The sequence below is a fragment of the Pseudomonas sp. MIS38 genome, assembly GCF_019891575.1.
Lineage (GTDB): Bacteria > Pseudomonadota > Gammaproteobacteria > Pseudomonadales > Pseudomonadaceae > Aquipseudomonas > Aquipseudomonas putida_A.
The window spans coordinates 52,614-76,256 of record NZ_JAFLXF010000010.1; the positions used below are offsets into that span (position 1 = coordinate 52,614).

Below are 23,643 nucleotides of genomic sequence, written 5' to 3' on the forward strand. Positions count from 1 at the left end.
GCCTCTGTTTAATATATTTTACGAGTGCGTCGATCCTACCCGAGTTGAAAAACCTCCGCCAGCCACCGGAAAAATCTTCTCTACTGGCCCGAAATTAAATATTTTGCATATTCATAGGGTTAGGTGAAAAAAAGGTGTTGACACCCCTCCGGAATTCCGTAGAATGCCGCCTCACAGCAGGCACGTAGCTCAGTTGGTTAGAGCACCACCTTGACATGGTGGGGGTCGTTGGTTCGAGTCCAATCGCGCCTACCAAACAAAATCCGCTCTGCTGGGCGGTCTAGAAGGGCTCACCGAAAGGTGGGCCCTTTTTTGTTGTCTACGATTTCATGCAGAACGTTCACAAAATATAGGCTTCGTTCACACCGAGCAATGTGAACGCCCACAGAGTCTGTCCTGAGCTGCGATTCGTTTCCATTTCCCAGGAGGGTAATGTAGTCGAGTGTTCTTGGTGAGCGTGTCATGTGTTGGTGGCTGGACAGGTTTTGCTAGAGTCGTTAGCGTCCACGCTATCATGATCACGGTGCAGGAATCGGAATGGACGTACTGAAACAACTGCAGTCCGAACTGGCTGCGTTTGCTATCGAGAGGGACTGGGATCAGTTCCATTCCCCCAAAAATCTAGTGATGGCATTGTCCGGCGAGGTGGGGGAGCTTACAGAGCTCTTTCAATGGCTCACTGCTGAACAGAGTGAGCGTGCCGTGCTCGCCGATGAGACAGTAAAAGCCGTTGAAGAAGAGATGGCCGATGTTCTGCTTTACCTTTTGAGACTGGGAGATAAGCTACATATCGACGTTGCAGCGGCGGCTCAAGCCAAAATCAAGCTGAATGCAGAGAAGTATCCCGTTGATAAGTCCAAGGGCAATGCTGTGAAGTACTCAAGGAGAGAGAAATGACTGCCGCAGTTGTGTACCAACCTTGCTCCGATCCAGTTGCGAGGCAAAACCTTCAGAACACCATACTCAACCCCATCTTTCTTGACGATATCGTGCACCTTCTTGATCCTGTGCTTAGTGCGATACTGCGAGCAGAGAATCCTTCGGGCAAGCTGTATATCTGGGGTCTATCGCCCAGTAAAACCGAAGCAGCTTGGCTGAGAATGGCTCCAAACGACGTAGTCATCTTCAATGTCAAAGGAATGGTTACAGTTGCGTCAAGGTTTACTCATCGCACCCGTAATCGGCGCCTTGCTCTTCATCTGTGGGGCTTTAAAAACGACAGTGTGGGCACTACTTGGGAGAATATTTACTTCGTTTCGGATGTCCGCCATGTGTCTATTCCATATTCTGACATCTTGCTCTGCACCGAAAGCCAGCCTCGTATGTCTTTCAATCGCTTCTCTGAGGCCGACAGTGCAGCGATTTTTGATCGCTACGAGCAGCTACTTGGCGAACTTGCCGATGAGCTTATAAGTCTCGAAGAGGCTCGCATTGAAATCAGTCTCCAGATGGAAACAGATGGTATTGCTACGAGACCGACTAGAAACGAGCACCGCTTCATCGTGAAACACCTCTTTAAAGGCTTGGCCGCTGGTACATGCTGCATCTGCTTAAACGAATACCCTCGCAACATGCTGGTTGCAGCGCACATCAAAAAACGGGCGTCTTGCGACAGAAAGGAAAAACTGGATATCGAAAATATCGCAGCCCCTATGTGCCGTATGGGCTGTGACTCTCTTTTTGAGTTCGGATACATTTCGGTAAATAATGGGGTGGTTGTTAGACATCCATCACTCGAAGCGTCTGCTGCAATATCGAGTTACATTGATGGTGTATTGGGTAATTGCGTACCTGCTTGGAGCCAGAGAACGAAGAAGTACTTCCAATGGCACAGAGATACGCATGGGTTCGAACCCGCTGAAGCTTTGGAGCTACTTGAAATTTAACCATGTGGTCGTAACATACGCATGTATTTTTTATATTAGTGCCAAAATAGATAAGTAATAGACTCAGATAGCCCTACATCCGAAATACAGCATTGGCGTAATGAAAGGTTGTAAAATTTACTAGAAAAACAAGCCTTCTATTAGCTTGGCTATCAAAAAAATTCCAGTTGCAAAAATTTAGGAAAAAGGAAGTAGGCTTCGGAAACACCTAAGAGCCTCCGCAAGAAGGTTTTTTTGTCTATTGATGGCGTTGTGCCTTTATGGATTGTTGGTGTATCCTTGAAGAAACCAAGTTGTAGGGTGATAGGGATGACTACTCATACGCAAAAGAAGCTGGATGAAATAGAACGTAAATTCATTGAGATTGCTACTCACGTTAAATTTCAAAATAAAAAAGGTCGCACCGATATTAATGATGATATGGAGCGATTTTTCAAACAGGTGCTGAATGCCTATCATGGGTATGACCTCAGAACCACCAATGAGAAAATTAGTACGTTTCCGGCGATTGATCTGAGAGATTTGGGGAATCGTATTTGCTATCAGATTACATCCACGAATAGAACGACAAAAATAAAATCTACAATCGATACCTTTGTTAGCAATGATATGTTCAATGAGTACGATAATCTTGTCTTTCTTATTTTGACTGATCAGCCTGTGTGTAAAGTTCCAGAATCTCTGTCAAATCAAATGAAAAACACGACTGTATCTATCATGTCGATAACTGACTTGGATTTTCAAATCAGTAGAATTCATGATGAGTACAAGATTAATAAGATACACAGTCTGGCAATGCTGGAATATGCACCACCTTCTGGCTCGCGTAGTTATGTCATTAAAGCCCCTGCAAAAAGTAATTTTCTCTCCATGCAGCGGCTCATTGATCAATCGGGTTACGATCCCAAAGAAAACAAAGACGAAATAAAAACGTATGTTCGTGATTTTACGGAATTCGTCGAAATGCTCGAAGGATTAGACGTTCAGCAGAGGTTGACTTTGCACCGGCTGGTAATGAAGTCTGAATTGCGCCCTAAACATCATGACTGGCTATATTACCGAAAGAAAAGATCCGTTTTTGATTTCAAAGAAGATAAGGAAGCATTGGAGTCTCTTGAAGGGCAATACTTCGATTATGATTGGCACTTCGAAATTGACGATGAGGGCGGTTTTCCCGCTATATGTTTGAAGAGAATGACAAAGCTTGATCTCAATATTTTTGAGGAGATTAGAAAAATAGCTAAATATGATGAGGACCTAGTGAGGGAAATGATTGTGAGTCTTGATTTTAAATGCGTAGCCCTTTGAATGAAATAATTACTCTCGTGACGGCACCGCCGAACCGCTTGGTAAAGAATTCGTAATACTCACAGATTTAGGGTTTTACACATGCCACTCGCGACCAAAAATGTCTTCATCGACACAGAATTTTACGTCAAAGCTGAAATGGATTTTGAGTCACAAACCTTCAAGTCATTTGAAGAACTATGCCAGAAAGTTGAATTGGTCCACATCACAAGCACAGTGGTAGAGCAGGAAGTCAAAAAGAAGATTCTCGAATCTATCAAGGAAGGTCTGAAAAATCTAGAGAACTTCAAAAAACGAGCGGGATTCCTTCGCAATGACGATGAGCTGGCTGGCAAGATTTTTCCTGATTTGACAGAAGATGATTTGAAGAAAAAAGGTTATGACGATTTCCAAGGTTTTCTAGAATCTTCGAATGCTAAAATTGTAGACATGAGCAAGGTAAACCCAAACGAGATTCTTGATATGTTCTTCAAGCAGATCAGGCCGTTTGGAGCCAAGAAGCAAACCGAATTCAGAGACGCCTTCTCCCTGCTCGCCATCCGGTCAGCTCTGCAGCGAGGTGAGAAAGTCTACGTTATTTCTTCAGACCCAGATCATCGAGCGTTTTGCCAAGGGAATGACCAATTTATCAGTGTCGACACACTAAGCGCTATGCTCGATATATGTTACAAGCATATCGATGCACGGTCTAAATTTGTTGAGAAGTTCCTGCAGGATAAAAATGATGAAATCAGAGAAGAGATCAGATCGCTTCTGAATGACGCCGATGTATATAACTCGTCGACTTGGGAGGACGCAGAGGTTGATCATTTTGAGGTTGTAGAAATTGAAGATTTCGAACCACAAATTACCCACTTGGATACTGAAAGCTGCCTAATAAATTTTGACGTAGTTGTGAAATTCAAAGTCGAGGTATCTGGTCCGGATACTGCCAATAGCTACTACGATAAAGAAGATGACATACTTCACGTTTTTGATTCGCTGGAGCGAGTAGAGGAGGAAGAGCATAACTTCTCCGTTGTAATTGAGCTTGCTTTCGAATCTGATGAGGGCGAATTTATCAATGAGGAATTTAACCTATCCATTATTGGCTTGAATAAAGGGATTGAGTTCGACGTAGAAGAGTATCCTTACGAAGACCCAAGAATGTAACTCGCCTAAGCAAAAAGCCGACTGCAATGGTCGGCTCATCTAGATTCCTTTGACTCGGTTCGTTATAGGTGCAGATTGAGCCTTTATAAGCGATTCTGGGCGTAGTTACATCGCCAGCAGCGGTTTTCGCCAGTGTGCTAGGCTTATCTCCCTCACTGCATGCCAATGGCTTATCAATGACCTTGTGAAGGTCTTTCTATAGGCAGAGAAGGTATAAGGTTTTTTGGAGGTGAGGGTCAGTTTTACCCTGTAGTGCATTCAGATCGAATTTGATCTATGATTTCCCCCAAACGGATCATGGATGGATAATCGCAGTGATGCAGAATCAAATAACTCTCACCTTTGATGGGGTTCTCGCGCCTAATCATAGCGTTTCGTTACGTACGCTTGCTTACACTCTTCCTCATATACAGCGTTCAATTGATAAAATTGTTTACTTTGAGCGTAAGGGCGAAGTTAGGAAGTTCACTTCGCTACCAAAAGAGCTTCAAGGTTATGCTGATATTTACATAAATGAGCTTGAGGAGGGCTCACTAAGAATTCCTTTTGTAAGTGATCTGGCAGCTAAGATACCTGAGCTCTACAATGCTTTTTTGGCGGAATCATATGAGAGGTCGGCCAAGGAGGTAGTGTCACATAGCAAGATTCTGCAAAGTGACTTGGAAGCATGCAAGGGCCTAGTTTTGCATGATAACGCTGAACCAATTACACAAGACGATTTGATTGCGGTGGAGGGGGGGCGAAAGTTAGCATATGCTCGGACTGCCGTACTTAAAGATATAAATCAGGCTTTAGCAATAGTCAGGACGACTCCCGGTGCGCTTCTTAAGTTGGATGTCGATTCGCAAAAAGGTTATGGTAGTTATTTGTTTGATCCGATGAGGGCTGCACGATTTTCCAAAGTCGTTGCAACGAAACGACTGGAGAATCCCGCTGTCTATATAGGGCAGATTACAGGGCTTGAGCAGCAAGGAGCAACGTCGGCGTTCAAGTATGCAGCGAAATTTTGGAGTCGGGTTACTGGGCAGGAGAATAAGTTAATGATTCAGGATTACGATGATGCTCTCAAGCTGCATGCTCATAACTTAAGTAACAAGGATGTTGCGATTTGGGCTGCCCCTATATCAGTGCATGAAACATTCGATCCAGTACGGGGTGATCTTGTGTTTATTGATATTTTGCCGACACGATGATTGTCGATAAGTTTTTTGACTCAGTCTATGATGTTGCGTCCCGCTACGTAACGCACTGGCGGATATGCTGCTTTATATTCGCGATGCTCTTGGGGGCGGACGAATTTTATCGCGTGATTTTGAGTGAGTTTTGGTTGGAGGGTGCGGCGGACTTCGGTGGTGCACTAATTGGCATTATCACCAAGGCGCCGCTGTGGAGATTTGTGGTGACCCTCGTTATGGCATTCTATGCTGTCCCTGTGGTGTCGAAGATCATTGTTATAAAAATCCTGAAGTCGGAATTGCAGCAGGCACGTGTGCTTGTGTTGATAGATGCGGTGGAAAGTGCAGTTCGTACTGTGCCTCTGGAGACCGCTAGTGAGGAGCTTCAGTTAGCAAGGGCGAAGGCTGAACTGGCTGAGAAAAAAATACTTAGACATAAATCTCTCTTAGAGATTTTTACTTTTTGGGTTGGCTGCGGTCTAATGTTTTTCGCTTTGGGTAGGGTAGGTTACGTTGTTGTGCTCATATCTTTGTTATGGCCGTTTTTTTGCTGGCGAATGGTTCCTTATGTTCTTAATGAATATATTAAAGGGATTTATTATTATAAACAATTGGCTGTGAGGGTGGGTGGTGGGATGCTTTCTGGTCAATCAGGAATTGGTTAATAAATGCTCCGTAATAATCTCCTTAGTTTGCGTGAGGTTTTTTAGTTGGGTTGTGTGATTTTAGTCCCCTCCTCATAGTTTAAAAAAACGCGGTTCCAAGTCGAATTCGTATATTCACCGCATTAAAATCCGTGGTGATGGAAATATTTGTCTATGGCTCTGACCAGCTTAATACCCCGACTTCTAGAAAAAACCGATGGCCGGCGTAAATATTGAAATCCGTGAGCTTGCGAAGCTCCCCGTATGAGGCGTTTTAGCTGAATGTCAGTGCTTGCAATTCATTCAGCTTTTTCCTCGCTGAATGAGGCTCAGGCGAGCTCACGCTTGATCCGGTATACCGTTGCAACACCACAATCAGCTAGCTTTGCAATCTGGTTAGCAGACATAGTTGGATGCTTCGCCATCAGCGATTTCACCTGTTCCCACAACGTGGTGTTTCGCCCCTTGCCAGATGGTTTCCAATCCGGCTCAGCAAGCTTTTTGTTCTCTATCCCTTGCTTGATGCGTTCCACGCGCTTGTCTTGATCCAGCCGAGCCATGGTTGCCATAAGATCAATTAGCATGTTGTTGATCACATTCATGATTTGCCCAGTGATCCCATTCGATTCGACCAGCATGTGACTGGTGGGAAGGTCAGCTACCACAAGACGCAACCCCTTGGCCTTGATAGTGGCATTGAGAGTGTCCCAGTCAGCCTGTGAGAGGCGACTCAGGCGGTCTACCGACTCAACCAATAGCACTTGACCCTTCTCGGCAGCTTCGAGTAGAGCGAGCAACTGGGGGCGGTTGAGCTTGGTTCCGCTGATATTCTCTGAATACACGCCAACGATGCTCAATCCTTTCTCGGCAGCGAACAGCTCAAGAGCAACTTTTGCACGACTGGCATCTTGGTCTTTGGTCGAGGCTCGAAGGTAGAGGTGGGTATTCATGGGCTTTATCCTTTGTCATTACGATTGATAGGCAAATGATAAATTGATCATATGACATTCCACAATAGTTTATTGATAGTCCTTTCTAGGCTGCCCTCGCGCTACCGGATAGGTCTACTTCTTTGATAGGGGTTAGCTACGCAGCTTGAATATCCCGGCAGTTATGGCAGACGCGTTGGCGTCGAGAGTTTCCAGTGCTGTTACAGCGTTCTCATGGGTTTCGCTTGAGCCAGTAGTTCTAGCCCAGAGGGCTACCTCTTCGATTGCCGCAGCTAAAGCATGTTGGTTGTGCAGCAACAAGGTTAGTACGTCTGCTGTGGCGATGTGGGCATCTGTATTGTCTGGCATGTCTTCATCCTTGAGCGTTGAGCAGATGGACTTCAAGGCTCTTGCTCCAGATGTGATGGAGGAGCGCAGGCCGCGACGATTAGCTTACGTTTTTTCGAAGATTTTCTACTAATTTGGGATGTGAGGGCGAGAGTGTAGTGCGCTTAGCCTAAAGGTGCTTCAAACCCAGGTTTAATCAGTGTCGCAGCTTGAACACTACAAAAAGCCGACGCACGGCCCCTTTATTTACCCTGATATTAGTTCTGTTCAAGTGTCTGATAGTAGTAATTGTGTCTGGTTGGCTGACGGTCGAGGAATCAGCTTGAAGAGGCGGTAGGAGAGCAGTGGCCAACAAAGGGCTGAATTAATTAGAAACCGCAATAGCGTTCTCTAGCTCCTGTACAAATTCGCAGAGACTAATCCCAAGCACCTTGCACAGGTCTCGGAGCTGAATAATATCCAGCCGACGTGTTCCACTTTCTACGTCACTCATAAACGATTGAGGGCGGCTCAAAGCCTTTGAGCACTCCGCCTGTGTCAACTTGGCTGCATTCCTGTGCTTCTTCAAAAGTGACAGCACTACGTCGTGTTCGGGTCTATAGATTGTTTTTGGCATGGGGGAGGCCGTTTCGCAAGATTCAGCCCAGCAAGCTATATCTGGTTTTCAGATATCTGAAATTCAGATATTCTAGCGAATCTGCTTCCTCCCCATGTGGGAAGACGCATTGATCGGTGACCCTCCTGAAACTCATCTGGGTGACTACAGGCAATGATTAATCGGAATGAAATCGTTATGAAAACTCTAAACACGTCGGCTGCGGCTCTGATCTTGAGCATTCTGTGTAGCTCAGGGGTACAGGCAGCTAACAGGGTGTCATCGGTGCAAGGTGCTACAGAGCTCTACGCTCTTAAACTTGAGCTTTGTACAGGAGATTTGAGTTTCTGCCAGGAATTTCCAGTAACCGAGAAAACAAACCGAATTTACATGCATGACAAACTATCTTGTACTCAGACCGGGAAAGGATTGGCACTAATTAAGGCTAATGAAAGCCCTAAAGAAAACGAGCTTACTTATAAGGTTACTTGCTCAGGCAAGAACTATGACGCTCCGATAATCAATACCTACATACCTTCTAAAGATTTCATGTAGGAGCGCAGCTTACCTCAAAGCAATAGCACTCAAATCTTCATATCACCTAAAACAAGGAAGAACTCATGCGATCAATTATTGTCGCTGTTGCGATTGCGATTCTGAATGGCTGTGCGTCGCCTCCATCTGGCGGGGATGTAGGGATAGCACCAGCAAATCGATTACTTGCCTACCAATCAGAAGAAAAGGGGCGCGATGCCAACGTCACTGTTATCAGGGAGGGAGGCGTGAATGGTGCGGGTTGTCTATTTGCTATTTTTATCGATGGCAAGCTTGTAGCGCGATTGGGAGGAGATGAGAAAGCTCGTTTTTATTTGAAGCCGGGTAGAAGGCTAATTGGCGTAGGGCCAGATCCTGAAGCAACTGGAAGGTGCGGCGGCTCCAGTTCCTTCAGGCGCGAAGTGGCGACATGGGTACAGACTGGTGAACAACAAACCTTCAGAATCGTATTTCAACCCCAGCTAGACATTCGTGTATCTTCGTACTGATATTGGTTTTATTAGCATTGTTATTTGATGCGACCTCTAAGGACTGATGTGGGCAAGGCAGGAAGACGTTCCTACTCGTCCTTCACTCAAAGAGCGGTTCACTTCGTTCAGCTTGCCTACATCACCTTTATGAGTGTCAGTCAATTGATAGACGATCTTTTTCAAAGTGGCGTTTTATAGAATCCGTGTAGGCCAGTGAGCGCCAGAGGCGTGAATGCTCTTCAGGAGGGAAGGACAATAAGTCCCCGACAAGTTTTTGATCTTTTTTCTTAACACTACCTACTGAACAATTCCAACATCATCGGAGATGATAGAGCATCTTGTTCAAGCTCAGTTAAGAGGTCTATAACTCTAAAGTAATAGTCTTGGTGTTTTGAGGGGTTTACCCCTCTTCTTCCTGTTTTTTCCAGTAGTGTTTTACCAGTCAAGCTTACCAACACAAAGCAGTGGCCCTCCGCCCACAAGCAAAGCATCGCTCGCTTCGCTCTCTCTATACTTAATAGGAGTTTTTCAAAACCCTTTATTTACGTGGGTTGTAGACCATTTCTTGCGTAGTTTTTTTAAAAAAGTTACGGAAAGACTACGCAGCTAAGGCGAGGCATTCTTCCACGCTGAAAGGATGAAGGGCGCCCGTATGCAGGTAGCCCATTGGGCGATACCAAGCCGCTATGTACCGGTCGCGTGCCTTGTCCGGCCCTCTGAAAATGAGTCGAGGGTTGATGGCAAGTTTGATCTCACCCTTGCGTATATCGCCACCCCTTGATGTATAGACCCGTAACATGTTCGCACGAACTAAGGTATTCAGCTTTTTCATCAGGTTCGACTCTGTCGTTTTCAGTGCATTCGCCAGATCAGTTTGCGAAATAATGATAACGCCATGATACTTAACCAATCCGTGCAGCTCGCGAAGCGTATTCATCATCGGCACGGTGATGCGACAATCCATGCCTTCACGGCGCCATACGCCATGGGCAGAGTCCTGTGCGTAGATCAGTGAGTGCTGCGTGTGCGCAGGCAGCTTACGAAGGTCAATGAGCTTATGCTTCAGGAACGAATTCAGGTCGTCAACACTCCGGCAACTATTTAGTCCGGGGCATTGGTCAGGACATTCGCTGAAAACCGATGGCTTATCGTCATAGCCGAAGATTTCGCCGGTTGCCGAGCTAATCAGTAGGCCGTCGACGTGAAGAAAGGGTGTTGCAGTAAAAGCCGGGCAATAAAGTGCCATTGTTCATTCTCCTTTTAAGTTCATTTCATAGGCAATTCCTCTCGGTAGCTGCCAAATGGGTTGGATTGTCAAATCGTAGGCACGACAAAACCCCTACGATGCAAACCCAAACTGGATGCGGTCGTGTAGAGGTAGAGGTGCTTTGATGGCGAGCTTTATACGCTAATTCTCGCCTTATGTCAAGATTCAATCATTGTCAAGTTGTATTTCATCATCGTTGTAAGATCAGAGGCGTGTATCCGCAGGGCCTAAAAGGGCCAGACAGGAACGATGCAGGCAAATCCAGACGGCGCATCAATCAGTGGGAGAACGTGCAGTAGACGGCAGCGTAGACAGCCTGATGGTAAACGACAGACAAAGAAAAGCCCTAGACCACCGGTTGGCAATCAAGGGCCTGTCATTATATCTCAGCTTGTCACTGCATATCTGTACAGAACACAGCAGCACTTCGCTCTGGAATGTCATCAGGGATATCAAGCGGGGTGTAGCAGGCTTGAACCTGTTTGTTGATGGCTTCGATCTTCTTGGCTTCCTCACGCTCACGCTGTACACGTTCTTTTTCTGCCTGTGCTTGCACCAGTTGCTCACGTAGCAGGTCTTGATAGCGGACATGCTCAGATTCAAGATGTTGCACATATTCAACCTTTGTCTTTTGCTTGAGTTGTTCAATGTCTGTCGCTTGTATCTCGGCAGGTTTGGTCATGTAAACCGTATGCGATAGCTGTTCATGCCTGATCGGGAAACGAGTGCTGATGCTATACCCTTGCTTACTCTTCTCAATCACAAGATTCAGAAAGTCATGTTCAAGTGGGGCGTTCACCAACTCAAGAGATGCAGCAGTATGATGGTATGCATGCAACTCCATATCAAGACGACGCAGATACTCACTGTCGTTCCAAGCTGGTGGTGTTCCTTTGATTGTAATCTTATTGCTCATGTGTAGCTCCTTTTCGAATGTGGTTAATGATTGCTGTCTGTAGCCTGTCTTTGAATTGTTCGTCGGTCAGCTTTGTAGAACTAAGCTTTGTAATGACGCTGGCTGTGGGATTAACGGTAGGAGTGACTGTCGTCACCACCACCGTGTTGACATTCTGTAAAACTTGTTTTCGCTGCTCAGCACGTTCCTTTGCTTGTGCCGCTGCACGTATAAAACTTCTCATGAAATGGTCGCTGCTCATTTGCGTTCACTCATTACTATTCCTTTAAGTTTTTATTCAGATTATTGTAAATAGTCGTCAGCATCACTTGCACGCAATGCGTGGGATTGGTATGGCCAGTCCGGTACATGAGCGAAGTGAGTTTTTCCACTGTTTTTCCATTAGGTATTACTTTCATTTGCTGCGACTCCTTCAGTTGATGATGGTGTGAGTGGGATTAGAGCTAATGGCTCGACTCTTAATGTAGTTGGCAACTGTCATTCCATGCTTGTCAGCAGCACTCTTGATCTTTTCAAAGTAGTTGACGGTGAATGAGAGCTTCACTGGTATCATCACTGATTGTTTTGCATACCATCGCCTCCAGCGACATGTACTTGAACAGGTGAGCGTATGGCTACGCCTGTTAATTAGCTTTGTTCCACAAGTGACGCACAACCTTGCATTAGGCATAATGGTATCCTCCAAATGGATTGGTTTTTGGTTTAATAAACAGATTGTTTTACAGGCAATAACAACCCACAACCCATGATGAGGTTGTGGTTATAGAATTCAGGAGAGGCGCACTAAGAGGCTTAGCTTGACGATCAAGCTAGTTGCTAGAATCAGAAAATGAATAAGTCGTGCTAATAGCGCCATGATGATTGGCTAGTAACTACCTAAACACTTAGATGGTTTGAAAAAAGGTAGTCTTTTGTCTTGACATTATATGATATATTTTACACAAATGATTCCCATTTGTCAATGGGTTTGACTGGTTTGTCAAGCGGTTTCTTCAGTTATTTTCAATGGTAAAAGTTGAGTCGCACGGATTGCTTACTACTTCTGTTAAAATGAACATCTACCACTGTAGATGTTCAACGTCAGTGACTTTCCTTCCGTGTCAAAGTGTGTGCGATAGAGCTTTCATACCGGAACCTACCCGATGATCTCAATCATGGTTATGTGCCGGGTAGCGAAAGATATCCCAGTGCTCCGATCATCGCTTTAATAGGGATACGGCTGCCGTAAACACCGAAGGTGACGGCAGAGTCTTCGTGACCAGCGATACGCTGATCAGGGAATCTTGTACTTCAGCACCCCGTAGGTCATCGATCATTGTGTGACGGAACCTGTGAATGGGTTTCTTTGGGTTTGTGGCTCAGCATGCTTCATTGGAGCTGACGAATCATTTGGAAGGGGAGAGGCAGCCAACTCCTATCTCATCATGGCTGCCCGCCGTGTTTGATCAGTCGATCAGGTGCAGCACGTCCCTAACATTGAGGTGGGAGTATCGCGCCACGGATCGTGTATCTCTATGCCCTGACACAATCATGATCTGAGCATTGTTGAAGCCTTTCTTTGCGACGTTGGTGATTCTGGTGTGCCTGAGTTGATGTAGCCTGACACTGCTGTCTAAGCCAGCCTTCACACGTGCCAAGCGCACGGCTTGAGTAACGGCGTGCGGTGTAACGGTAAACACTTGACCGTTTGGGTGGCGTGCCACAATGGCACAAAGTTGGGCGAGTTCAAGAATCTCTACCGCACGGTGGGTGAGGGGAACTGACCGTGTACCATTCTTCCCGTCGATAACATCAGCGATACGGTCCTTGAGGTGGAGGCAGTCGTTTGTCAGCTTCAGAATTTCGGATCGTCTCATGGCAGTCTCATAAGCCAGTTCAACGATGAGCTTCATGGTGGGTGAGAGCTTCGCCAATAGTCGCTCAAGCTCGCTCGCTCGGATCACCTTGTCAGAAGATCGGTCTGGCTTCGGTAGGGCGATATCACTCACAGGGTTGTGAATGTCGATCAGCAATCCGCGTTTAGCGAACCTGTAGAAGCGTGACATGAATGCAAGCTGCGTCCTGCACGTCGATGGCTTCACTTTTTTCAGCCGCATGATCTTGAAGTCGTTGATCATCTGAGGCGTGATTTCGTGAATGGGTTGTGTGAAGTGTCTGCCCAGATGCTCTACGATTTTCAGTGCGTGGTCGTAGCTGCCTTTGCCCTTGAGCATGGTTTCGCAGTAGGTCATGCCCAGCGTATATATAGTGTGATGCTTGCGATCCGCCGTCACGGCTTCGATCTGTCTCGCCCATAGTTCTGCTTCGGCCTTCGTGCTGAAGGTTTTTGACTGGGGGGATTTACCTTTAACCCGTACCTGAGCGTTCCAGTTGCCGGATGGGAGTAAGCGAAAGTTAGCCATTTTTGACGCCTCATGATGTGAATGGGCGTTCTGAGAAATCCAAGAGCAGCAGGGCTCGGAGCTCGCTCCGAGCAGACCTTGACATGGTGGGGGTCGTTGGTTCGAGTCCAATCGCGCCTACCAAACAAAATCCGCTCTGCTGGGCGGTCTAGAAGGGCTCACCGAAAGGTGGGCCCTTTTTTGTTGTCTGCGATTTGCAAAACTTTTGCAAAGCTTTTTCAAAACCCCCACCTCAGCGCACCTCTCGACACTGCATCTCTTCCGTTACCCAAGCGCTTAGCGTGTTTCGAAATAACACGACCTGCTGATATGGCGTTCTGTTCTTTTTTTGGATCCGTCTAAAAAGTGTGGATATTGAAGGGGTTACCGGTATTTTTAACCGACCGGTTATCAAAAAAATGTTGTTGCTGGTCGTGAAGTTCAGTAACATCTGCCCCGCGTTCACCACCACGGTTTATGCATTTTTAAATCCCAAGCTTCCATCAGCTGCTTGGGATTTTTTTTGCCTGCGATTTGGTGAATCGCGCTTTCTGTCTCCCGGCTTCCAGTGCGAAGCTTTCCAACCCCACGATCGTGTGCGGGCGCAACCGGCTTTTTTCGACTACTACTGACTGGCGTTTTCCAGGGCTTTCTCAAAGGAGTTCGTCGATGCTGGTTCACTGGTTTCTCGCCGCGATTCATCTCTTGGCTTTTGCACTGGGCTTCTGGGCCGTGTTGACCCGTGGCACAGCGTTCAGTCGTCTGGCCGCTGGCGTCGGTGAGGCCAAGCGGGTTTTGCTCGCTGATAATCTGTGGGGGATTGCCGCGCTGGTGTTGCTGGTCACCGGAGGCATGCGCGCCTTCGGTGGATTTGAAAAGGGCACTGACTACTATCTGCACCAGCCGCTGTTTCATTTGAAGATGACGTTGTTCGTGCTGATTCTGCTGACAGAGCTGGCGCCGATGATCACGCTGGTCAAATGGCGGATCGCATTGGCGCGGGGCAAGGCGCTCGATACCGGACGTGCAAAGCTGTTCGCGCGGATCAGCCATGTCGAGGCGCTGCTATTGGTACTGATGATGATTGCAGCTACCGGCATGGCGCGCGGCGTGACGTTCGGCTAGCAGGGAGCAATTCCCTGTGTCCTCTCGGAAATGTCTGACAGCCAGGCTTGGCAGTCGCAGGTAGTATCGCGCTGCTGGAGAAAGGGAGGGGAGCGAATGAAGCGGAGAAGGGATGTGTCAGGCGCCGTGCCCAGTGGACTGGGGAGCGGATGGCAATACGGCGCGTGAATCTTTAGCCAGTCTTACGCGAAGGCAAATGGACTGGCTACTGACTGCGGGGTGGCTCAGGGCGTTTGTGGCTTGTCCGGGGCGGTCAGGCCAGCCTGAATGCGCTGATAGATCTCTTCACGGTGCACGGCAACGTTTTTCGGGGCGTTGATGCCGATACGGACTTGCTGACCGCTTACGCCGAGGATGGTGATCGTAATGTCATCACCAATATTTATGCTTTCACCGACTTTGCGGGTGAGTATCAGCATGGTCTTCTCCTTGATTGCTTTGTAGGGCACCTGATTCAGACAGTGCAGAGGTCGGTGGTACGTATAGATTAGTGCGAAGTCTCACGGTTTGGGTGCCTCTTTCTGACGCGCAGATGCGGCATTAATTCCCAGGGCGTAACTATACAGAGGCTGCAATCATCAATCTCGTTGTTTTGTGCCCATTTTGCGGGCCTCGCGAAGTATTTATGAATGTTAAGATCGGCGCTTTGTGATTTTCGAGGAAAGCGTTGTGCGCAAACTGGTCTGGATGGTCGCGGCACTGGCATTGGCGGGATGTGGTGAAGGCAAGAGTGTAGACGTGCAGAAGCCGAAAACGGCAGTCGCGGCCGCACCTGCGGCGGCGTCCGCCCCGCAATGGGACCTCGAAGTACGCGGCGAAACGCCTCAGGCTGTCAGTGACCTGAGTGGCTGGTTGATCGAGCATGCGTTCGTGCCGACCGTGATCAAGGACAGCAGCGGCAAGACGCGGATCCTGATTGGTCCGTTCAACTCCCAGGCCGACGCGCAAGCGCGCAAGGTAGAGGTGGATGCGGCATTGGTGAAGGCCAAGAAGCAGAACGTCGAGTCGGTGATCGTCGAGCATCCGCTCGCGCCGTAAGCAGCACTTTCAGCGGAGCGGCCTAAAGGACATCGCGGGCGATTCGTCTTATACGAGTCAATCACGATTTCCCGAAGGAGCTCCGCATGGCCTCCACCGCTCCCTACAAACTCTTCAATGCGGTTTTGCACCGCAAGACGCTGGTGAGTCCGCACATGATGCGGATCACGCTCGCCGACCCTTCGATAGGTGGCATGGCCACTTGGGCGCCGGATCAGCGGGTCAAATTGTTCTTCCCTGCTGAAGATGGATCGCCTGCAAGTCTTGCGCAGGAGGAGGGCTGGTACGCGCGTTTTCGTTCGATGCTGGCGAGCCGGCGGCCAGCAATGCGCACCTACACCATTCGTCATTTACGCGCCGAGCAAGGCGAGGTCGATATCGATTTTGTTCTGCATGGCGAAACCGGGCCCGCGTCGCGCTGGGCGCTGCGTGCGCAGCCAGGAGCGTCTATGCAGATTCTCGCTCCTGACAGCGGTTTTTCCGCGCAGGACGCCGGCGGGTTCGAATGGAAGCCGCCGCAGCTGCTCAAGGAGGTTTTGCTGGTGGCCGATGCCACGGCATTGCCGGCCGCCATGGGCATTCTTGACGAGTTGGCTGCCATGGCTGAACCGCCTCAGACTCAGGCGTACTTTGAAGTGGACAGCGTGCCAGACATGCTCCCGGTGCCGGATTGGCCTGGGCTGTCGGTGCAGTGGCTGATTCGCGATCAGACGCCAGAAGTAGTGGCTGGGGCGCTGATGGTAGAGGCAGTGCAGCAGGCGTTCCTGCCGGCAGAGGATTCATCGGTCGGGCAAGCTGCCGAACTCGCCGAAGTCGATATCGACAAAGACATTCTCTGGGAGATCGCCAACACGGCCCCTGAAGGTTTTTATGGCTGGATTGCCGGAGAAAGCGCAGCGGTCATGCGTCTGCGCAAATACTTGATCAAGGAGTGCGGTATCTCGCGCGAGTCACTCAATCTGATGGGCTACTGGCGCTACAACAAGGCTGGCAGCTAAAAACAAAAAAGGCCTCGAACATCACGTTCGAGGCCTTTTCTTTTGCGCTGAAGAATCAGCCGCAGGCTTTCAGGTTTACCGGGCCGACAAATTCATTGCCGCGTCCCATCACGCACGCCACGCTCTGATTGCGTTGACGTTCCCAGTCCTGCACTGGATAAGTTTTGTCCCACGCTTCGTACAGTTGCCGATCCTGTTTCGACAGGCGCAAGCCGTACTGCTTGCTCATGTAGAAATAGGTGCGCGCGATCATGCCGCGAATCGACGGGCGCGGCATGACCTTCTTGGCCTTGAAGTCGACCTGGGTCAGGCACGAGCCGTACTGCCCGGATTGCACCGGCAGCCAGCCATAACTGAAGTTGCTGCGGTCACCGTTGACCTCACCAATGCTCGGCACCAGGTTGTGCAGGTCGGCTTCGGCTTTCTGGTAGCTCGGGTCATAGCGGGTGCAGTTCTTGCGCCCGCCCGACTGCCAGCATTGACGCTGGTGACCGAACTCCCACGCCGGGACGATGTGTTCCCATTCGATGCGTGAAGCACGCTTGGCATTTTTACGTGGTACGTAGCCGCAAGCCTTCAAGTCCACCTTGTTGCCGGTGTACTTGCACCCGCAGTAAAACTCGGTGGACTGCGGTGCATACAGTTTCCAGGCGGCCTTTTTGGCCTCGGTAAAAGTGCGGGGCGCGCCAGCCTGGGCGCCAAAAGCGATGAACAGCAGCAGCAAAGCAAAACAGCGGACACTCATTGAATCAATCTTCCTTCGGCACAACCCAAAAAATCTGCACGCCGCCATCGTCGCGATAGGCGAGTGTGACGTTGTCGTTCTCGTCGATTTCCTCGAGCAGTTGCTCCCATGCATCCACAGGCTCGTCCGGCAGACGGAAGATCAGTGCGGCTTTGGCTTTTTGTGCGGTAGGGGAATTGATGATTTTCTGAACGCGCATGCCCATGCGTTCGTAAGCGTCAGGAGCATCAGGAGAGGTGGCCACGAGGTTATCCTTATTAAGCTGTACGGGCATACAGTATTTAACTGTAAGCATTTTCGCAAGTGCTTAAAATTCAAGAAAATCCTCTGACAGCGCTTTTCCGCTTTTGGTGTAAGTCGGGTCGATTATTTTGTATGAAAAAGTCGCGCTCAGCGTAAGTGGCAGCACCACCCGCCGCACGGGCGAGTGGTGAGCAGGTTGCCCGACCCGAAAGGGTCAGGCGAGGGCCAATCAATATTCCCAGAACATCCGCTGCAGTTCTTTGCTGTCGTTGGTTTTGGTCAGGGCGACCATGGCCAGGATGCGGGCCTTTTGCGGGTTCAGGTCGTGAGCGACCACCCAGTCGTACTTGTCGTCAGGTTGTTCGGCGTTACGCAGGACGAAGCCGCCGGCGTTGACGTGGGACGAGCGGATGATCTGCACGCCGTCTTTACGCAGGGCTTGCAGGGATGGCACTACGCGCGAAGACACCGAACCGTTACCGGTACCGGCATGGATGATCGCTTTGGCGCCGGCCTGGGCCAGAGCCTTGTAAGCGGTGTCGTCGACGTTGCCGTAGGAGTAGGCGATTTCTACGTCAGGCAGGCTCTTGATGTTTTTGATGTCGAATTCCGAATCCATGGTGTGACGCTTGGCCGGCAAGCGGAACCAGTAGGATTTGCCTTCAACCACCATGCCCAGCGGACCCCAAGGGCTTTTGAACGCCTCGGTCTTGATGTTGATCATTTTGCTGACGTCGCGACCGGACTGGATCTCGTCGTTCATGGTTACCAGCACGCCTTTGCCGTGCGCTTCTTTGCTGCTGGCGACGGCGACGGCGTTGTACAGGTTGAGCATGCCGTCCGCCGACATGGCGGTGCCCGGACGCATCGAGCCGACCACGATGATCGGCTTGTCGGTTTTTTCCACCAGATTCAGGAAGTACGCGGTTTCTTCCAGGGTGTCGGTGCCGTGGGTGATGACGATGCCATCGACGTCTTTGCTGTCGGCCAGCTCGGATACGCGGCGACCCAGTTGCAGCAGGTTGTCGTTGGTGATGCTTTCCGAAGCGATCTGCATGACTTGTTCGCCACGCACGTTCGCCAGTTTGCTCAGTTCGGGGATGCCGGCGATCAGTTGTTCAATCCCGACTTTGGCCGCTTGATAGGTGGCGCTGTTGGCTGCGCTGGCGCCGGCACCGGCAATGGTGCCGCCCGTGGCAAGCACCACGACGTTGGCGAGTTTGGTCTGGGTTTCGACTTCTTTTGCCTGAAGGGCGGTGGGCAGGAGCAGGAGGAGGGCCAAAGCGCCCGGAACCAAGGTGTTGAAAGCAGATTTCATTATTTTTCTCTCTAGTAGTGAGACGGTGCTGATGCAGGTTCATCTAGATGCGCCCCGTGCCGATCTGAATGCCCGGGGTGCAGGCTAGGGAGCAGGATCTGTACCAGTGCTACTTTGCTTTAGAAAAATGTTTAACCTGATGATTTATATCAATATTTTGTAAGTTGGCGGATTCTTGAGTGAATGGCTTATCCGGGTTTCCGAACAAAGGAAGCTTTCATGTTCGGTTCACCGAAAGGGACTACGCCTCCTGGCGACCGCAACGGCTTGCCGGTTCAGGTTTTCCGCTAAAGAAACCCGTCAGCAGGCCGATGGCTGTGGAAGGAAACGTTTATTTAGGGAGTGCACATGTCACTGACGATCGGTTTTTCAAATCCCGGCTCAGTCACCATTGGCGGTAAAACCGCAGCGACAATCAATGCAATGAACCAGGCGGAAGCAGATGCGGCCGACGAGGCGCTTGGCGTTGAAAAAGAACCGAGCAATCAAGTTCGCACCGGTGGTCTCACGCAAGAAGCCAGCAAGGCGGATAGCGCTGACAGCGGCGACAGTCTGAGCGTCACCGTAAAAATGTTGCTCAAGCGCATGCAGGAATTGCAGAAGCAACTGCAGGAGCAGCAACAGCAACTGGCGGCGGCCCAGGCGGCGAGCTATCCGACGCCCGAGGCCAAGTCACAGGCGGTGATGTCCGTTCAGGGGCAGATCGCGCAAACCAGCGGCGCGCTGATGGAAGTCGCAGCGGCACTGGTCAAGGAAATGTCCAAGGATTCCACCAGCGGCAACCTGGTCAGCACCACGGCTTAAGCGGTAAGGGGTGAATCAGACGATTGCGCCCCGCAATACAACAACGATTTCTGATTGTTGACAAATGTCGGCGGGATTCGCATAGTTCGGTCTACGCAAACGTTTGCGCGGCTTCCCCGGTGCACTATTATCCGGAAGAGAGCGCTGAAGCTTACGCCAGCGCGAGCGTTGCTCACAATAATCATAAGATCGGAGTGAACCCATGAAGCTGCCATTCGCTGGACGTCTTCTTGCTGTCGCTATGTTGGCTGCCGCAGCCGCCGCACTACCTGTCTCTTCGGCTTTCGCCGAGTCCCCGGAAAAACCTAAAGTCGCACTGGTCATGAAATCCCTGGCCAACGAATTCTTCCTGACCATGGAAGATGGCGCCAAGGCCTACCAGAAAGAACACTCCGCCGACTTCGACCTGATCTCCAACGGCATCAAGGACGAGACCGATACCGCCGGCCAGACCCGCATCGTCGAGCAGATGATTCTGGCCAAGGTCAACGCGCTGGTCATCGCACCGTCCGATTCCAAAGCCATGGTGCCGGTGATCAAGAAAGCCGTCGATGCCGGCATCACTGTGATCAACATCGACAACCAGCTCGATCCGCAGATCGTCAAAAGCAAAAACATCAGCGTGCCTTTCGTCGGCCCGGACAACCGCAAAGGTGCGCGTCTGGTCGGCGAATACCTGGCCAAGCAACTGAAGGCCGGTGACGAAGTCGGCATCATCGAAGGCGTGTCAACCACCACCAACGCCCAGCAACGCACCGCAGGCTTCAAGGATGCGATGGAGGCGGCGCAGATCAAGGTTGTCTCCTTGCAATCCGGTGACTGGGAGATCGACAAGGGCAACAAGGTTGCGGCTTCGATTCTCAGCGAATACCCGGATGTGAAAGCGCTGCTGGCGGGTAACGACAGCATGGCCGTTGGCGCTGTTTCCGCTGTGCGTGCTGCCGGCAAGGCGGGCAAGGTCCAAGTGGTCGGTTACGACAACATCAATGCGATCAAGCCGATGCTCAAGGATGGTCGCGTACTGGCGACGGCCGATCAGTTCGCTGCCAAGCAGGCCGTGTTCGGTATCGAGACTGCGCTGAAAATCCTCAAGGGCGAAAAAGTCGAGAGCGGCGTCAATGGCGTGATCGAAACGCCAGTCGAGTTGGTCACTAAGTAAGTCTTCCGGCGACACAACGGCGCTCGTCCGTCCGGACGAGCGCATGGAGAGTTTTTTATGTCAGTTTCCGCCCCGAACGCTGTCCTCTCGGTCAGCGGTATCGGTAAGACCTATGCGCAACCGGTGCTCACGGGCATCGACTTGACGCTGATGCGCGGTGAAGTGCTGGCGCTGACCGGTGAGAATGGCGCCGGTAAAAGCACGCTGTCGAAGATCATTGGTGGTCTGGTTACGCCCACCACCGGTCAGATGCAATTCCAGGGCAAGGACTACCGTCCGGGCAGTCGCACCCAGGCTGAAGAGCTTGGCGTGCGCATGGTCATGCAAGAACTCAATCTGCTGCCGACGCTGTCGGTGGCGGAAAACCTGTTTCTCGACAATCTGCCCAGCAACGGCGGCTGGATCAGTCGCAAGCAATTGCGCAAAGCCGCGATCGAGGCCATGGCGCAGGTTGGCCTCGATGCCATTGACCCGGACACCCTGGTCGGCGAACTGGGCATTGGCCATCAACAGATGGTCGAAATCGCACGCAACCTGATCGGCGATTGCCACGTGCTGATCCTCGATGAGCCGACCGCGATGCTCACTGCGCGTGAAGTGGAAATGCTCTTCGAGCAGATCACTCGCTTGCAGGCGCGTGGCGTCTCGATCATCTATATCTCGCACCGTCTCGAAGAACTGGCGCGCGTCGCGCAACGCATTGCCGTGCTGCGTGACGGCAATCTGGTCTGCGTCGAACCGATGGCCAACTACAACAGTGAGCAACTGGTCACCTTGATGGTTGGCCGCGAACTGGGCGAACACATCGACATGGGCCCGCGCAAGATCGGCGCCCCGGCCCTGACGGTCAAGGGCCTGACCCGTTCCGACAAGGTGCGCGATGTTTCCTTCGAAGTGCGCGCCGGCGAGATCTTCGGGATTTCCGGGCTGATCGGGGCAGGGCGCACCGAATTGCTGCGGCTGATTTTCGGTGCCGACCTGGCCGACAGCGGCACGATCGCGCTGGGTTCGCCGGCGCAGGTGGTCAGTGTGCGTTCGCCAGTTGATGCGGTGAACCATGGCATTGCCTTGATCACCGAAGACCGAAAGGGCGAAGGCCTGCTGCTCAGTCAGTCGATCAGCGCCAACATCGCCTTGGGCAACATGCCGGAGATTTCCAGGGCAGGAGTCGTCAATGCCAGTGACGAAATTTCCTTGGCGCAGCGTCAGATCGACGCCATGCGCATCCGCAGTTCGAGCCCGACACAATTGGTGTCGGAACTGTCCGGCGGCAATCAGCAAAAAGTGGTGATCGGCCGCTGGCTGGAGCGCGATTGCTCGGTGCTGTTGTTCGACGAGCCGACCCGCGGCATCGATGTCGGTGCCAAGTTCGATATCTACGCCTTGCTGGGCGAGTTGACGCGTCAGGGCAAGGCGCTGGTGGTGGTGTCCAGTGACCTGCGCGAGCTGATGCTGATCTGCGACCGGATTGGTGTGCTGTCGGCAGGGCGTTTGATCGATACCTTCGAGCGCGACAGCTGGACCCAGGATGATTTGCTTGCCGCCGCGTTCGCCGGCTACCAAAAACGTGATGCGTTGCTCAATGAAGCGGCGCCTAGGGATCTCCCATGAAAACTGCATCTTCCGCCGGCAAACGTAGTGGCAATTTCTACGGTCTGGGCACCTATCTGGGCCTGGCCGGGGCTCTGTTGGCGATGGTGGCGCTGTTCTCGATGATGAGCAGCCACTTTCTGTCCTATGACACTTTCAGCACGCTGGCCAACCAGATTCCCGATCTGATGGTGCTGGCGGTGGGCATGACCTTTGTACTAATCATCGGCGGCATTGACCTGTCGGTCGGTTCGGTGCTGGCGCTTGCCGCCTCGACAGTCAGCGTGGCGATTCTCGGTTGGGGCTGGAGCGTGTTGCCGGCCGCGTTGCTCGGTATGGCGGTGGCGGCACTGGCGGGAACGGTGACCGGTTCGATCACCGTGGCGTGGCGCATTCCGTCGTTCATCGTTTCGCTCGGTGTGCTGGAAATGGCCCGTGGTCTGGCGTATCAGATGACCGGTTCGCGCACCGCGTACATTGGTGATTCATTTGCCTGGCTGTCGAACCCGATCGCGTTCGGCATTTCGCCGTCGTTCATCATTGCCTTGCTGGTGATATTCATTGCGCAAGCTGTGCTGACCCGCACCGTGTTTGGTCGTTACCTGATCGGTATCGGCACCAATGAGGAAGCGGTGCGGCTGGCCGGGATCAATCCAAAACCGTACAAGATTCTGGTGTTCAGCCTGATGGGGCTGCTGGCCGGGATTGCCGCACTGTTCCAGATTTCCCGTCTGGAAGCTGCAGACCCGAATGCCGGCTCCGGTCTCGAATTGCAAGTGATCGCCGCCGTGGTGATCGGTGGCACCAGTCTGATGGGTGGCCGTGGTTCGGTGATCAGCACCTTTTTCGGTGTGTTGATCATTTCGGTACTGGCCGCCGGTCTGGCGCAGATCGGCGCGACCGAGCCAACCAAACGCATCATCACCGGCGCGGTGATTGTCATCGCGGTAGTGCTCGATACCTATCGCAGCCAGCGCGCCAGTCGACGGGGCTAACA

General features: G+C 51.0%; 26 protein-coding genes, 1 tRNA gene and 1 pseudogene. 16 read left to right on the plus strand and 12 right to left on the minus strand.

Annotation, left to right across the window (positions count from 1 at the left end; all coding sequences use genetic code 11):
• Positions 1-178 precede the first annotated feature (178 nt).
• From J1G18_RS13375 to J1G18_RS13405, 7 genes are all read left to right on the plus strand, one after another.
• Positions 179-255, plus strand: a tRNA-Val gene (locus J1G18_RS13375).
• A 282-nt stretch (positions 256-537) separates the two neighbouring features.
• Complete coding sequence (locus tag J1G18_RS13380) at positions 538-897, plus strand: nucleotide pyrophosphohydrolase (protein WP_223007830.1); 360 nt, start codon at positions 538-540, stop codon at positions 895-897.
• Positions 894-1,886, plus strand: a complete 993-nt coding sequence (locus J1G18_RS13385) for a hypothetical protein (RefSeq protein WP_223007831.1) — start codon at positions 894-896, stop codon at positions 1,884-1,886. The genes J1G18_RS13380 and J1G18_RS13385 overlap by 4 nt, the downstream gene beginning before the upstream one ends.
• Before the next feature lie 234 nt (positions 1,887-2,120).
• A complete protein-coding gene (locus J1G18_RS13390; protein WP_223007832.1) occupies positions 2,121-3,194 on the plus strand; it encodes an SMEK domain-containing protein in 1,074 nt (357 codons plus the stop codon).
• An 81-nt stretch (positions 3,195-3,275) separates the two neighbouring features.
• Entirely contained in the window at positions 3,276-4,346 is a 1,071-nt protein-coding gene (locus tag J1G18_RS13395) for a PIN domain-containing protein (protein WP_223007833.1), read from the plus strand.
• A 314-nt stretch (positions 4,347-4,660) separates the two neighbouring features.
• On the plus strand, positions 4,661-5,539 hold the full coding sequence (locus tag J1G18_RS13400) for a hypothetical protein (RefSeq protein ID WP_223007834.1): 879 nt from the start codon (positions 4,661-4,663) through the stop codon (positions 5,537-5,539).
• A complete protein-coding gene (locus J1G18_RS13405; RefSeq protein WP_223007835.1) occupies positions 5,536-6,186 on the plus strand; it encodes a hypothetical protein in 651 nt (216 codons plus the stop codon). Before J1G18_RS13400 ends, J1G18_RS13405 begins: the two co-directional genes overlap by 4 nt.
• A gap of 308 nt (positions 6,187-6,494) precedes the next feature.
• On the opposite strand, the gene J1G18_RS13410 is transcribed toward J1G18_RS13405, so the two are convergent.
• The 3 genes from J1G18_RS13410 to J1G18_RS13420 all read right to left on the minus strand — a co-directional run bounded on the left by J1G18_RS13410 (position 6,495) and on the right by J1G18_RS13420 (position 8,058).
• Complete coding sequence (locus tag J1G18_RS13410; RefSeq protein WP_223007836.1) at positions 6,495-7,115, minus strand: recombinase family protein; 621 nt, start codon at positions 7,113-7,115, stop codon at positions 6,495-6,497.
• Between the two features lie 132 nt (positions 7,116-7,247).
• The gene (locus J1G18_RS13415; protein ID WP_223007924.1) at positions 7,248-7,463 is read right to left on the minus strand and encodes a hypothetical protein; all 216 of its coding nucleotides are present in this window, start codon (positions 7,461-7,463) and stop codon (positions 7,248-7,250) included.
• 343 nt (positions 7,464-7,806) lie between these two features.
• Positions 7,807-8,058: a multiprotein-bridging factor 1 family protein gene (locus J1G18_RS13420; protein WP_223007837.1), complete on the minus strand. Its 252-nt coding sequence runs from the start codon at positions 8,056-8,058 to the stop codon at positions 7,807-7,809.
• Positions 8,059-8,657: 599 nt separating this feature from the next.
• On the opposite strand from J1G18_RS13420, the gene J1G18_RS13425 reads away from it, so the two are divergent.
• The gene (locus J1G18_RS13425) at positions 8,658-9,080 is read left to right on the plus strand and encodes a 3-isopropylmalate dehydratase (RefSeq protein ID WP_223007838.1); all 423 of its coding nucleotides are present in this window, start codon (positions 8,658-8,660) and stop codon (positions 9,078-9,080) included.
• A 580-nt stretch (positions 9,081-9,660) separates the two neighbouring features.
• Here the strand turns inward: J1G18_RS13425 and J1G18_RS13430 are convergent.
• The 5 genes and pseudogenes from J1G18_RS13430 to J1G18_RS13445 all read right to left on the minus strand — a co-directional run bounded on the left by J1G18_RS13430 (position 9,661) and on the right by J1G18_RS13445 (position 13,647).
• Positions 9,661-10,308 carry a hypothetical protein gene (locus J1G18_RS13430; protein ID WP_223007839.1) on the minus strand — a complete coding sequence of 216 codons (648 nt, stop codon included), beginning with the start codon at positions 10,306-10,308 and terminating at the stop codon, positions 9,661-9,663.
• A gap of 415 nt (positions 10,309-10,723) precedes the next feature.
• Positions 10,724-11,245: a hypothetical protein gene (locus J1G18_RS13435; RefSeq protein WP_223007840.1), complete on the minus strand. Its 522-nt coding sequence runs from the start codon at positions 11,243-11,245 to the stop codon at positions 10,724-10,726.
• Positions 11,235-11,486 carry a hypothetical protein gene (locus J1G18_RS13440; protein WP_223007841.1) on the minus strand — a complete coding sequence of 84 codons (252 nt, stop codon included), beginning with the start codon at positions 11,484-11,486 and terminating at the stop codon, positions 11,235-11,237. The genes J1G18_RS13435 and J1G18_RS13440 overlap by 11 nt, the downstream gene beginning before the upstream one ends.
• Before the next feature lie 917 nt (positions 11,487-12,403).
• A pseudogene (locus tag J1G18_RS28005) lies at positions 12,404-12,600 on the minus strand (integrase); the annotation flags it as partial.
• Between the two features lie 90 nt (positions 12,601-12,690).
• Positions 12,691-13,647 carry a tyrosine-type recombinase/integrase gene (locus tag J1G18_RS13445; RefSeq protein ID WP_223007842.1) on the minus strand — a complete coding sequence of 319 codons (957 nt, stop codon included), beginning with the start codon at positions 13,645-13,647 and terminating at the stop codon, positions 12,691-12,693.
• A 347-nt stretch (positions 13,648-13,994) separates the two neighbouring features.
• On the opposite strand from J1G18_RS13445, the gene J1G18_RS13450 reads away from it, so the two are divergent.
• Both J1G18_RS13450 and J1G18_RS13455 read left to right on the plus strand, forming a co-directional pair.
• Complete coding sequence (locus J1G18_RS13450) at positions 13,995-14,258, plus strand: hypothetical protein (protein WP_223007843.1); 264 nt, start codon at positions 13,995-13,997, stop codon at positions 14,256-14,258.
• A gap of 37 nt (positions 14,259-14,295) precedes the next feature.
• On the plus strand, positions 14,296-14,751 hold the full coding sequence (locus J1G18_RS13455; protein WP_115989376.1) for a DUF2214 family protein: 456 nt from the start codon (positions 14,296-14,298) through the stop codon (positions 14,749-14,751).
• 224 nt (positions 14,752-14,975) lie between these two features.
• Here the strand turns inward: J1G18_RS13455 and csrA are convergent, their stop codons facing one another.
• Positions 14,976-15,170, minus strand: a complete 195-nt coding sequence (gene csrA / locus J1G18_RS13460) for a carbon storage regulator CsrA (protein WP_003179932.1) — start codon at positions 15,168-15,170, stop codon at positions 14,976-14,978.
• A 250-nt stretch (positions 15,171-15,420) separates the two neighbouring features.
• On the opposite strand from csrA, the gene J1G18_RS13465 reads away from it, so the two are divergent.
• Complete coding sequence (locus tag J1G18_RS13465) at positions 15,421-15,789, plus strand: sporulation protein (RefSeq protein WP_047293271.1); 369 nt, start codon at positions 15,421-15,423, stop codon at positions 15,787-15,789.
• An 86-nt stretch (positions 15,790-15,875) separates the two neighbouring features.
• Positions 15,876-16,787 carry a siderophore-interacting protein gene (locus J1G18_RS13470; protein ID WP_223007844.1) on the plus strand — a complete coding sequence of 304 codons (912 nt, stop codon included), beginning with the start codon at positions 15,876-15,878 and terminating at the stop codon, positions 16,785-16,787.
• Positions 16,788-16,842: 55 nt separating this feature from the next.
• Here J1G18_RS13470 and J1G18_RS13475 read toward each other — a convergent pair whose 3' ends face one another.
• The 3 genes from J1G18_RS13475 to J1G18_RS13485 all read right to left on the minus strand — a co-directional run bounded on the left by J1G18_RS13475 (position 16,843) and on the right by J1G18_RS13485 (position 19,093).
• A complete protein-coding gene (locus J1G18_RS13475) occupies positions 16,843-17,532 on the minus strand; it encodes an endonuclease (protein WP_003226397.1) in 690 nt (229 codons plus the stop codon).
• Positions 17,533-17,536: 4 nt separating this feature from the next.
• The gene (locus tag J1G18_RS13480) at positions 17,537-17,806 is read right to left on the minus strand and encodes a DUF1654 domain-containing protein (RefSeq protein WP_371917862.1); all 270 of its coding nucleotides are present in this window, start codon (positions 17,804-17,806) and stop codon (positions 17,537-17,539) included.
• A 198-nt stretch (positions 17,807-18,004) separates the two neighbouring features.
• Positions 18,005-19,093 carry an asparaginase gene (locus J1G18_RS13485; protein WP_027611548.1) on the minus strand — a complete coding sequence of 363 codons (1,089 nt, stop codon included), beginning with the start codon at positions 19,091-19,093 and terminating at the stop codon, positions 18,005-18,007.
• A gap of 348 nt (positions 19,094-19,441) precedes the next feature.
• Between J1G18_RS13485 and J1G18_RS13490 the strand changes: the two genes are divergently transcribed.
• The 4 genes from J1G18_RS13490 to J1G18_RS13505 all read left to right on the plus strand — a co-directional run bounded on the left by J1G18_RS13490 (position 19,442) and on the right by J1G18_RS13505 (position 23,641).
• The gene (locus J1G18_RS13490) at positions 19,442-19,897 is read left to right on the plus strand and encodes a hypothetical protein (protein ID WP_223007845.1); all 456 of its coding nucleotides are present in this window, start codon (positions 19,442-19,444) and stop codon (positions 19,895-19,897) included.
• Between the two features lie 202 nt (positions 19,898-20,099).
• Entirely contained in the window at positions 20,100-21,056 is a 957-nt protein-coding gene (locus J1G18_RS13495; RefSeq protein ID WP_098964634.1) for a sugar ABC transporter substrate-binding protein, read from the plus strand.
• Positions 21,057-21,113: 57 nt separating this feature from the next.
• Positions 21,114-22,667: a sugar ABC transporter ATP-binding protein gene (locus J1G18_RS13500; protein WP_223007846.1), complete on the plus strand. Its 1,554-nt coding sequence runs from the start codon at positions 21,114-21,116 to the stop codon at positions 22,665-22,667.
• Positions 22,664-23,641 carry an ABC transporter permease gene (locus J1G18_RS13505; RefSeq protein ID WP_007961238.1) on the plus strand — a complete coding sequence of 326 codons (978 nt, stop codon included), beginning with the start codon at positions 22,664-22,666 and terminating at the stop codon, positions 23,639-23,641. Before J1G18_RS13500 ends, J1G18_RS13505 begins: the two co-directional genes overlap by 4 nt.
• The last annotated feature ends 2 nt before the right edge of the window (positions 23,642-23,643 follow it).

What these genes read in the sequence shown, in the direction of transcription:
- J1G18_RS13475 (WP_003226397.1), bottom strand. Translation starts at nt 17,532, where the DNA reads ATGAGTGTCCGCTGTTTTGCTTTGCTGCTGCTGTTCATCGCTTTTGGC.
- J1G18_RS13385 (WP_223007831.1), top strand. Translation starts at nt 894, where the DNA reads ATGACTGCCGCAGTTGTGTACCAACCTTGCTCCGATCCAGTTGCGAGG.
- J1G18_RS13395 (WP_223007833.1), top strand. Translation starts at nt 3,276, where the DNA reads ATGCCACTCGCGACCAAAAATGTCTTCATCGACACAGAATTTTACGTC.
- J1G18_RS13420 (WP_223007837.1), bottom strand. Translation starts at nt 8,058, where the DNA reads ATGCCAAAAACAATCTATAGACCCGAACACGACGTAGTGCTGTCACTT.
- J1G18_RS13380 (WP_223007830.1), top strand. Translation starts at nt 538, where the DNA reads ATGGACGTACTGAAACAACTGCAGTCCGAACTGGCTGCGTTTGCTATC.
- J1G18_RS13455 (WP_115989376.1), top strand. Translation starts at nt 14,296, where the DNA reads ATGCTGGTTCACTGGTTTCTCGCCGCGATTCATCTCTTGGCTTTTGCA.
- J1G18_RS13480 (WP_371917862.1), bottom strand. Translation starts at nt 17,806, where the DNA reads ATGCCCGTACAGCTTAATAAGGATAACCTCGTGGCCACCTCTCCTGAT.
- J1G18_RS13500 (WP_223007846.1), top strand. Translation starts at nt 21,114, where the DNA reads ATGTCAGTTTCCGCCCCGAACGCTGTCCTCTCGGTCAGCGGTATCGGT.
- J1G18_RS13470 (WP_223007844.1), top strand. Translation starts at nt 15,876, where the DNA reads ATGGCCTCCACCGCTCCCTACAAACTCTTCAATGCGGTTTTGCACCGC.
- J1G18_RS13425 (WP_223007838.1), top strand. Translation starts at nt 8,658, where the DNA reads ATGCGATCAATTATTGTCGCTGTTGCGATTGCGATTCTGAATGGCTGT.
- J1G18_RS13410 (WP_223007836.1), bottom strand. Translation starts at nt 7,115, where the DNA reads ATGAATACCCACCTCTACCTTCGAGCCTCGACCAAAGACCAAGATGCC.
- csrA (WP_003179932.1), bottom strand. Translation starts at nt 15,170, where the DNA reads ATGCTGATACTCACCCGCAAAGTCGGTGAAAGCATAAATATTGGTGAT.
- J1G18_RS13430 (WP_223007839.1), bottom strand. Translation starts at nt 10,308, where the DNA reads ATGGCACTTTATTGCCCGGCTTTTACTGCAACACCCTTTCTTCACGTC.
- J1G18_RS13495 (WP_098964634.1), top strand. Translation starts at nt 20,100, where the DNA reads ATGAAGCTGCCATTCGCTGGACGTCTTCTTGCTGTCGCTATGTTGGCT.
- J1G18_RS13405 (WP_223007835.1), top strand. Translation starts at nt 5,536, where the DNA reads ATGATTGTCGATAAGTTTTTTGACTCAGTCTATGATGTTGCGTCCCGC.
- J1G18_RS13505 (WP_007961238.1), top strand. Translation starts at nt 22,664, where the DNA reads ATGAAAACTGCATCTTCCGCCGGCAAACGTAGTGGCAATTTCTACGGT.
- J1G18_RS13490 (WP_223007845.1), top strand. Translation starts at nt 19,442, where the DNA reads ATGTCACTGACGATCGGTTTTTCAAATCCCGGCTCAGTCACCATTGGC.
- J1G18_RS13445 (WP_223007842.1), bottom strand. Translation starts at nt 13,647, where the DNA reads ATGGCTAACTTTCGCTTACTCCCATCCGGCAACTGGAACGCTCAGGTA.
- J1G18_RS13485 (WP_027611548.1), bottom strand. Translation starts at nt 19,093, where the DNA reads ATGAAATCTGCTTTCAACACCTTGGTTCCGGGCGCTTTGGCCCTCCTC.
- J1G18_RS13440 (WP_223007841.1), bottom strand. Translation starts at nt 11,486, where the DNA reads ATGAGCAGCGACCATTTCATGAGAAGTTTTATACGTGCAGCGGCACAA.
- J1G18_RS13435 (WP_223007840.1), bottom strand. Translation starts at nt 11,245, where the DNA reads ATGAGCAATAAGATTACAATCAAAGGAACACCACCAGCTTGGAACGAC.
- J1G18_RS13415 (WP_223007924.1), bottom strand. Translation starts at nt 7,463, where the DNA reads ATGCCAGACAATACAGATGCCCACATCGCCACAGCAGACGTACTAACC.